At 32.4% G+C, this 8,600-nt stretch carries 8 protein-coding genes; 4 read left to right on the top strand and 4 right to left on the bottom strand.

The genetic code is table 11. The features are described from left to right. Nucleotides 1-265 precede the first annotated feature (265 nt). Together WMO18_RS01480 and murC are read right to left on the bottom strand one after the other, a co-directional pair. Nucleotides 266-499: a hypothetical protein gene (locus WMO18_RS01480; protein WP_211148535.1), complete on the bottom strand. Its 234-nt coding sequence runs from the start codon at nt 497-499 to the stop codon at nt 266-268. Between the two features lie 54 nt (nt 500-553). Continuing rightward, a complete protein-coding gene (gene murC, locus WMO18_RS01475) occupies nt 554-1,930 on the bottom strand; it encodes a UDP-N-acetylmuramate--L-alanine ligase (protein ID WP_320766349.1) in 1,377 nt (458 codons plus the stop codon). Nucleotides 1,931-2,054: 124 nt separating this feature from the next. On the opposite strand from murC, the gene rlmD (WMO18_RS01470) reads away from it, so the two are divergent. After that, a complete protein-coding gene (gene rlmD / locus WMO18_RS01470) occupies nt 2,055-3,431 on the top strand; it encodes a 23S rRNA (uracil(1939)-C(5))-methyltransferase RlmD (protein ID WP_329979236.1) in 1,377 nt (458 codons plus the stop codon). A gap of 140 nt (nt 3,432-3,571) precedes the next feature. On the opposite strand, the gene WMO18_RS01465 is transcribed toward rlmD (WMO18_RS01470), so the two are convergent. Next, a complete protein-coding gene (locus tag WMO18_RS01465; protein ID WP_329979238.1) occupies nt 3,572-3,889 on the bottom strand; it encodes a type II toxin-antitoxin system RelE/ParE family toxin in 318 nt (105 codons plus the stop codon). Beyond that, nucleotides 3,886-4,188 (bottom strand): type II toxin-antitoxin system RelB/DinJ family antitoxin, encoded by a 303-nt coding sequence (locus WMO18_RS01460; protein ID WP_294669785.1) that lies wholly within the window; start codon nt 4,186-4,188, stop codon nt 3,886-3,888. Before WMO18_RS01460 ends, WMO18_RS01465 begins: the two co-directional genes overlap by 4 nt. Nucleotides 4,189-4,414: 226 nt before the next feature. On the opposite strand from WMO18_RS01460, the gene WMO18_RS01455 reads away from it, so the two are divergent. The 3 genes from WMO18_RS01455 (at nt 4,415) to WMO18_RS01445 (ending at nt 8,558) form a co-directional block, all read left to right on the top strand. Next, a complete protein-coding gene (locus tag WMO18_RS01455; RefSeq protein WP_367286244.1) occupies nt 4,415-5,320 on the top strand; it encodes a hypothetical protein in 906 nt (301 codons plus the stop codon). 108 nt (nt 5,321-5,428) lie between these two features. Beyond that, on the top strand, nt 5,429-6,580 hold the full coding sequence (gene rlmD, locus WMO18_RS01450; protein WP_211147230.1) for a 23S rRNA (uracil(1939)-C(5))-methyltransferase RlmD: 1,152 nt from the start codon (nt 5,429-5,431) through the stop codon (nt 6,578-6,580). A 301-nt stretch (nt 6,581-6,881) separates the two neighbouring features. Then, entirely contained in the window at nt 6,882-8,558 is a 1,677-nt protein-coding gene (locus WMO18_RS01445; RefSeq protein ID WP_211147229.1) for a DUF262 domain-containing protein, read from the top strand. Nucleotides 8,559-8,600 lie beyond the last annotated feature (42 nt).

The raw sequence follows: 8,600 nt of genomic DNA, 5'->3' as shown, positions 1-8,600 counted from the left end.
CGATCTAATGTGAACTTATGCAAAAGTTTTTGAACAAAAACTTTTGTTGAAAGGCTCTACACCTGTGAGTCATAGTTATATATAATTTAAAATGCATAATCTCACTATAAATTTTTTCTTTATAGACAATTAAATTTAAAACAAACTTACCTTTACCCACAGACAAAATTGAAAAACCCTAATTTATAATACTGATTATAAATTATCAAAGACAAAAAATATGACAATAAAGCTCTATGAAAATCTAGTTTCATAGAGCTTTAATTTATGCTTTTTTAAAAAATCTTTTATAAGTATTTATATCTTCTTTAACTTCTGAAATATCCATTGTGTAATAGGGAAAACCCATTTCACAATAAATTTCTATTAAGTGTTCTTTAGAAATACCCAGTATCTCAGCAACTCTGCCGTGAGAGTATTCTAAATTATCAATTTTTGGGCGTAACTGTAAGGCTTTTTCCTTTAGTTTATCCATATCTTTATTAGAAAGTGCTGTCATAAAAATCACATCATTTCATATTACAAAATAATCTACAATAGTAGAAATTACAGATTATTTATTTTCCAATGCCTTTACAATTTGGTTAGCACACATATATACATTACCACCACCCATTGTTAGTACAAGGTCGCCTTCTTTAGCATTCTTAACAATGTAGTCAGTGATTTCATCAAATGTTTCAAGGCATACTGAGCCTGGAACTTTCTTGCCTAAATCTGTGTTGTAAACATTGTATGTGTTAGTTTCTCTAACCGGTAAAATAGCAGAGATAATTGCAGTATCAGGAATCTTTAGAGCCTTAGCAAAGTCATCCATTAATAGTGCAGTACGGCTGAATGTATGTGGTTGGAAAACTGCCCATACATGGTTGAAGCCAAGCTCCATAGCAGTTTCTAGTGTAGAAGTTAATTCTGTTGGATGGTGAGCAAAGTCGTCAACAACAGTAATGCCATTTGGTTTGCCCAGTAATTCAAATCTTCTGTGTACACCTGTGAACTTTGCAATATTTTCTGCAATATCTTTAATTGGTACACCAAGATAATCTGCAACTGTAATTGCTGCAAGAGAATTATAAACATTGTGAATACCAGGTACTGATAGGTTAATCTTTGTTAGAAATTCGCCTTGATACATTAAATCATAACTTTGAGTAACACCATGTCTTTGCATATTTGTTGCATAATAGTCATTTTCCATTGAAAGGCCAAATGTAATCTTCTTAATGTTAACATCTTCAAGTGCATCTTCAGCATTTGCATTGTCACCGTTATAAACAACAAGGTTGCTTGTCTGATGAGCAAACTTGTTAAATGACTTTTTGATGTTGTCAAGATTCTTGAAGTAGTCAAGATGGTCAGCATCAATATTTAGGATAACTGAGATAAATGGATGTAACTGTAGGAAAGAGTCAACATATTCACAAGCTTCACACACCATAATATCACTTTTACCAACGTGACTGTTGCCACCAATGTATGGTAGCTTACCACCAATAATAGCTGATGGGTCTTTCTTTGAACCCACAAGAATTTGAGTTAGCATACCTGTTGTAGAAGTCTTGCCGTGAGTACCACTGATAGCAACACTCTTTTTGTAGTGACTTACTACAATGCCTAACATTTCTGAACGCTCAAGTGTTGGAATACCCATTTCTCTTGCTGCAACAAGTTCAGGGTTGTCATCCTTGATTGCTGCTGTGTAGCAAAGAACATCAGGTTTTGCATCCTTAATATTCTCTGCATTTTGTCCCATATATACCTTAATGCCATAGTTACGGATTCTTTCCAAAGTGTCACCCTCTGCAATGTCAGAACCTGTAATTTCATAACCTTTAGCTAAAAGAATTTCTGCTAGTGGACACATACCACTACCACCAATTCCCATAAAATGAATTCTTTTTTTATCGTCTAAAAAATGCTTTTTATCCACAATAATTACCTCTTTAATTTATTTATAGTTCCATTATATAATTTTATAAGATAAATTGCAATTACTATAACAGATATTTTATAAAATTGTTGATTTGACTATGTATAAATGTTAAAATTAAGATATGAAAAAAATTATGACTATTAAGAAGAATGACAGATTAATAATTGATATAACCGGCACAACAAGTGAGGGTTATGGTGTAGGCAAAAGTGATGAGGGTATTGCAATTTTTGTACCTAATTCAGCAGTAGGTGACAGGGTAGATGTACTGATTGTTAAGGTGCTAAAGCGTTATTGCTTTGGCAAAGTGATGGAAATTATCAAGCCATCAGAATATAGACAAGAAGTAGATTGTAAAGTTTTTCTAAAATGTGGTGGTTGTTGTTACCGTCATACTACCTATGATGCTGAATTAAAAATCAAGGAGCAAAAAGTAAAGGATGCTATTGCAAGAATTGCAGGTCTTAATGTAAAAATCAATCCTATTGTAGGAGCAGATGTACCGGATAATTACAGAAACAAAGCACAGTTTCCTTTAGTTAAAAATAAAGACGGTAATGTTGAAATGGGTTTCTATGGCTTTCATAGCCATAGGGTGGTTGATACCGATACTTGCTTGTTACAACCTAAAATTTTTGATAAGGTAATGGCAGTAGTCAAGGACTATTTGCAAACCACTAATGAAACTATCTATGATGAAACAACCCACAAAGGTTTAGTGAGACATTTGTATGTTAGATACGGTGAAAAAACAGGTGAAGTGATGGTTTGTCTTGTTATTAACGGTGACAAGCTAAAGAATGAAACTTTACTGGTTAATTCTTTAAAAGAAAATATACCTAACCTAAAAAGTGTTGTAATTAATTCTAATAAAGAAAAAACAAATGTAATTACAGGTACAAAAAATAGAGCAATCTATGGTGACACTTATATTATTGACAACTTGTGTGGACTTAATTTCAGAATTTCCCCAAATAGTTTTTATCAAGTTAACCATAGTCAAGCAGAGAAACTGTATAACAAAGCTAAAGAATATGCCAACCTTACAGGTAAAGAAAATCTAATTGACCTTTATTGTGGTACAGGTACAATCGGACTTACAATGGCTAATGAATGTAAAAGTTTAATTGGTGTTGAAATTGTACCTCAGGCTATTAAGGATGCTAAACTTAATGCAAAGTTAAATAATATTAATAACGCACAGTTTATTTGTGGTGATGCAACAAAGTGTGGGGAAAAGCTAAAGAATGACAATATTTCTCCTGATGTTGTAGTTGTTGACCCACCAAGAAAAGGACTAACAGAGGACTTGATACTTTCTATTAAAGCAATGTCACCAAAGAGGGTTGTTTATGTTTCTTGTGACCCGGGAACTTTAGCTCGTGATTTAAAGTTTTTTGCAGATAACGATTATTCCCCTGTAGAATTAACCCCATTTGACCTTTTCCCTCGTACCAGCCATGTGGAAAATGTCTGCCTTTTGGTTAGAAATAATTAAGGTTACTTGATGAATATAGAAACACAGAAAAGAATATACTTTTGGAGATAAAAAGTTATCAGATCCTGAATAAAATTTAATGTTTAATTAAAAAGACTCTCATACTATTTGCTGGTAATGAGAGCCTTTTCATATCAATATTATTTATTAATTTGCTTTTCAATATGTCTGCCACCATACATTACACGAACAATTGTAACTATATGTTTAACATTGTTTGTAATGTAAAGCACCAAGTAATTATCAATAGGCATAATACGCAAATTTTTGTTTTTCCATGGTTCTTTGTCATACAATCTAAAACGCTCAGGCAGTTGTTCTAAAGAGTATATAGCTTGTTCAAAACGGTCAAGTAGATTAGATGCATTTATAAAAGATTGTAAGTTAAAAGCAATATATCTGAATATTTCTTCTAAATCATTTTGAGCCTTAGATGTAATATCTATTTTATAATTCATATGTCATACTTGTTACGGATAGATGCAAATACTTCTTTAGCCGGAATAGTATTTCCATTTTCAACATCCTGTAAACCTTTCTCTATTTCCTTATTAAATTCATCTTCTGTGATTTTGTTAATATCTAGTGGATGATTAGGAATTTTCAGTTCAAAGGGAATACCATTGTGCATTACAATTTGCTTATAAAACATAGTGATTGCACTTGACGCAGAAATGCCCAGTACATTCAAAATAGCTTCTGCGTTTTCTTTTAGATCAGGTTCAATTCTAGCATATAAGTTTGCTGATTTTGCCATATATAAAACTCCTTCCAAAAGTATAATTTGTTTCCTTAATAATATTATATAGTATTGTATATACAAACGCAATACATATTCTAATATTATTATATTATAAATGCTGTATAGTATTAAGTTAAAACAAATGTTATAATAGAGAAAATAAAAAATAGAAAGAATATTTATGAAAAAATTTATCAAAAACATAATACCCTACATATCCACATTATTACTAGTTGGGATAATGGTAGGGATAGCTGAATTACTTAATGAAAAAGAAATAATTTTCCCGGAGATAACTGCACTTGCAGTTGGATATATGGTAGCACAAAAGAGAAGTTGGAAAGTCAACGGAAAAAGAATGTTACTCCTGATAACAATATGTGCAACTGTTGGTGTGCTGATAGTTAGATACAGTGGACTTGCACTTTTCCCACAAATGATAATTGCCTTTTCTTTTGCACAAATATTATTTATGTTTTCCGGTACAACTTTTGCACCATTTGTGTCTGCAATAGTGTTGCCGGTTATGATGCAAACGAAAAGTTTTATTTATCCCATTTCTGCAGTTGTATTAACCATATTGGTAATCGGTTTTCATCAACTATTTTTGAAAATGAAAATTAGAGAAGATGAAGAATATATACCTGTAATGCTAAACAGTAAAGATGATATTATTGATACTGCACTAAGGATAGTTTGTGTTGCTATTGTTGGTTTTGTGGCAATTTATTTTAACTATAAATTTATCATTGCACCACCACTTTTAGTAGCATTTACAGAGTTCTCTCGACCAAGAAATAAAGTGAGAAACAAACCTATAAAAACTGTTTTGGTTATAACAGGTTGTGCTTTAGTAGGTTCATTATCTAGATATTTATTAACAATAAAATTAGAATTACCACTAACAGTTTCAGCCTTAATTGCTACATTAATAATGCTTTTGATTTTAACCTACACAAAAATGTATATGCCACCTGTTGGTGCAATTACAATACTAAGTATGATAATCCCTCAAAGTAGTGTAATAACATATCCACTTCAAATATTTGTAGGTAGTGTTGTGATTATCCTATTATCAAGAGTTTTCTTTATGTGGAGACAAGATAAAAAATTATATGAAAAAGAATATGAACTAACTGCACATTAAGTTGTGCAGTTTTTTAATTGATTACAATAGTGAAACCATATAATTAAAAGTATCTATTTCCACATTATTATGTTATAATGATAAAAAATAGAGAAAAGAGTTTTTAAGATGGAAAAAGAATTAATTTGTCCTGTATATAAAAAGTGCAATGGCTGTCAGCTAATGAATATGCCATATGAACAACAACTAAGTTGGAAACAAAATAAAGTAGAAAGATGCCTTTCACAATTTTGTAATGTTAAGAAAATTATAGGTATGGATTCACCCTATAATTATAGAAATAAGGTTCAGACTGTGTACCGTACAACAAAAGGTGGCAGAATAATCAGTGGTGTTTTTCAGTCATCAAATAACGGTATTGTCGGTGTTGAGCATTGTCTGTTAAACAGCAAGCGTAGTGACAAGATTGCCATTGCAGTAAAAACAGTTCTAAAGAACCTAAATATTTCTATCTATAACCCTAAAACAGACAAAGGCTTTTTCAAAAATATTTTAGTCCGTACTGCTCAAAATACCGGTGAAATTCTATTAACAGTTGTTACTGCTAAAGGTAAATTTCCTAAAGAAAAAGAGTTTGTCAAAGGTGTTCTTAAACTATTCCCAAAGATTACAACTATTGTCCATAACATAAACCCTAACCCTACAAAAATGAAACTGGGTTCTTATGAAAAGGTGCTTTACGGCAAAGGTACAATTATGGATGTATTATGTGGTTGTAAGTTTGAAATTTCACCAAAGTCATTTTACCAAGTGAATTCACTTCAAACAGAAGTCCTTTACAAAACTGCAATTAAATTTGCTCAGCTTAATAAGGATGATGTTGTGCTGGATACTTATTGTGGTATAGGTACAATTGGTCTTGTAGCATCAAAATATGTTAAAAGTGTAGTAGGTGTAGAGGTTAACCCTCAAGCAGTTGAAGATGCTAAGAAAAATAAAGAACTTAATAAGAAGAGTAACATAAATTTCTATTGTAAAGATGCCAGTGAATTTATGACAGAAATGGCAAGTGAAGAAGTAACTTCACCAAATGTTGTTTTTGTTGACCCACCAAGAGCAGGTTGTGGTAGAGAATTCCTAGATTCTCTCTGTGAGCTTTCACCGGATAAAATCGTCTATGTAAGTTGTAACCCTGAAACTTTGGAAAGAGACTTGCATTATCTAACTACAAAAGATTATTCCGTTACCAAAATCCAACCTGTGGATATGTTCCCTCATACAAACCACATTGAGTGTGTGGTCTTATTAACAAATGTATAAAGTATGGTTAGAAAAATTGAAATATGTAGAGTTATGATAAATCTAATGTGATTAGATGTTTTATTAATATAAAGAATAGGAGTTTCTAACTTATGAGTATATCTAGATTTCGTAGAATTTTGGAAAAAAACTTAGGTGAGTTCTGGCTTTTTGAAGATATGAAACATGTATTTAATAATGTGATGAAAGTTATATTTGAACAGTCATTTATCTTCCCAAACGGAGAGCAGATAAAAACGAGTAATGAGTGAGGTTTATCATGGCATACGAAAAGAAGAGTATAAGAGCAATAATAGACGATGTGAATAGCAGAAGGATATATCTGCCTGCTATTCAGAGAAAATATGTGTGGGGTGACTCGCAAATTACAAGACTGTTAGATTCAGTCATGCTTGGGTATCCTATTGGTACTTTCTTGTTTTGGAAAGTAAAGAAGACAATTGTAAACCAAAAAGAATATTCAATGTATGAATTTATAAAAGATTACCATGACAGAGATATGTATAAGAATCCTGCTGCACCACAGCCGTTCCCAATTGGTAGTGGAGATGAAACTATCTGGGCAGTTTTAGATGGGCAGCAGAGATTGACTTCTTTGTATATAGCGTTGCAAGGAAGTATGAGCAGAAAACTTCCAAACAAAAGATGGAAGAACGATGATGCTTTTCCAAAGAAGGAACTTTACTTTGATTTGCATAGCGAAAAAACTGATGACGAGGATATTTCCTATGAATTCAGATTTTTAACAGTGGATGAGGCTGCAAAGAATAAGGATGATAAGATTTGGTATTTAGTAAAAGATATCCTTAAGTATTCTGCTGAAGATTTATTAACAGAAGTCATCATTCCAAATGGCTGGGCAACCGATAAAGTTGCAACAAAGAACATTTTGCTTTTACATACAAGACTTGTTACTGATGAAATTATCAACTACTTTGAAGTAGAAAAAGATTCGATAGACAGTGTATTGGATATTTTCGTTAGAGTAAATTCTGGTGGAACCATTCTTTCAAAGAGTGACTTGCTATTCTCTACTATTGTTTCTCATTGGGATAAGGCAAGGGATGAAATTGATGAGTTGCTTTCTGAAATAAATAAGAAAGGCGAAGGATTCAAGTTCTCTAATGACTTTATAATGCGTACCTGTTTGTATCTTTTAGATATGTCCGTAGCATTAAAAGTAGAAACATTCAAAAAAGACAGTGTACTAAAAATCAAAGAAAACTGGGACTCAATCCGAAAAGCCATCAAGGATACAGTTGATTTGTTAAATGAGTTCGGATTCAACTCAGAGAACATGATTTCTTATGTGGCTGTTTCTCCTATGGTTTACTACAGATACAAAGGTGGTAATTTCGATTCAAGCAGTAAAGCTGAATTAAGAAAATATATTGTAATCGCACAGGTAAGACAGATTTTTGGTACCGCATCAAACTCTGCACTGACAAGCATAAGAGAGGCATTGAAGGCTGCACCATCTAATTCATTTAGCATGAAAAATCTAAATGGGATTAGATTCACAGGCGACAGAACTCTTAGATATACTGCGGATGAGATTGATGCAATGTTTGATACATATGAGATTGGTGCCTATACATTTATGTTGTTATCTCTTCTGTATCCAAATTTGAAATATAGTCAGAAGGGATTCCATCAAGATCATATGCATCCGTATACAGGATTTGAAGAAGGAAAGATTAAAGACTTAGTGTTACCGGACGGAACAGTGATTGATGATGATACTAAAGAAGATTGGCGAAGAAGAAGGAATACACTAGCAAACCTTCAGTTGCTCGAAGGCAGAGAGAATGAATCTAAGAATGCCACACCACTCGTTGATTGGTTGAAGATTACTGAAAATAGTGAAAATGCTAAGTACCTTCCGGGAGATATTTCTTATGAACTTTCAAATTTTGAAGAGTTTATGGAGAAACGTCAGGAATTGATGAGCAAGGCATTAAAGGACATTCTATTATAGGAAATTCGCAAAATTTACAAGGACTCTTATGGGAGGCAAAGT

Origin of the sequence: Ruminococcoides intestinihominis (assembly GCF_040096285.1) — a bacterium.
Taxonomy (GTDB): domain Bacteria; phylum Bacillota; class Clostridia; order Oscillospirales; family Acutalibacteraceae; genus Ruminococcoides; species Ruminococcoides intestinihominis.
This window is presented reverse-complemented; position numbering and strand designations above follow the sequence as displayed.

Coding starts and splice junctions, on each gene's coding strand:
- WMO18_RS01480 (WP_211148535.1), bottom strand. CDS start 499: ATGACAGCACTTTCTAATAAAGATATGGATAAACTAAAGGAAAAAGCC.
- rlmD (WP_329979236.1), top strand. CDS start 2,055: ATGAAAAAAATTATGACTATTAAGAAGAATGACAGATTAATAATTGAT.
- WMO18_RS01465 (WP_329979238.1), bottom strand. CDS start 3,889: ATGAATTATAAAATAGATATTACATCTAAGGCTCAAAATGATTTAGAA.
- WMO18_RS01460 (WP_294669785.1), bottom strand. CDS start 4,188: ATGGCAAAATCAGCAAACTTATATGCTAGAATTGAACCTGATCTAAAA.
- WMO18_RS01455 (WP_367286244.1), top strand. CDS start 4,415: ATGGTAGGGATAGCTGAATTACTTAATGAAAAAGAAATAATTTTCCCG.
- rlmD (WP_211147230.1), top strand. CDS start 5,429: ATGGAAAAAGAATTAATTTGTCCTGTATATAAAAAGTGCAATGGCTGT.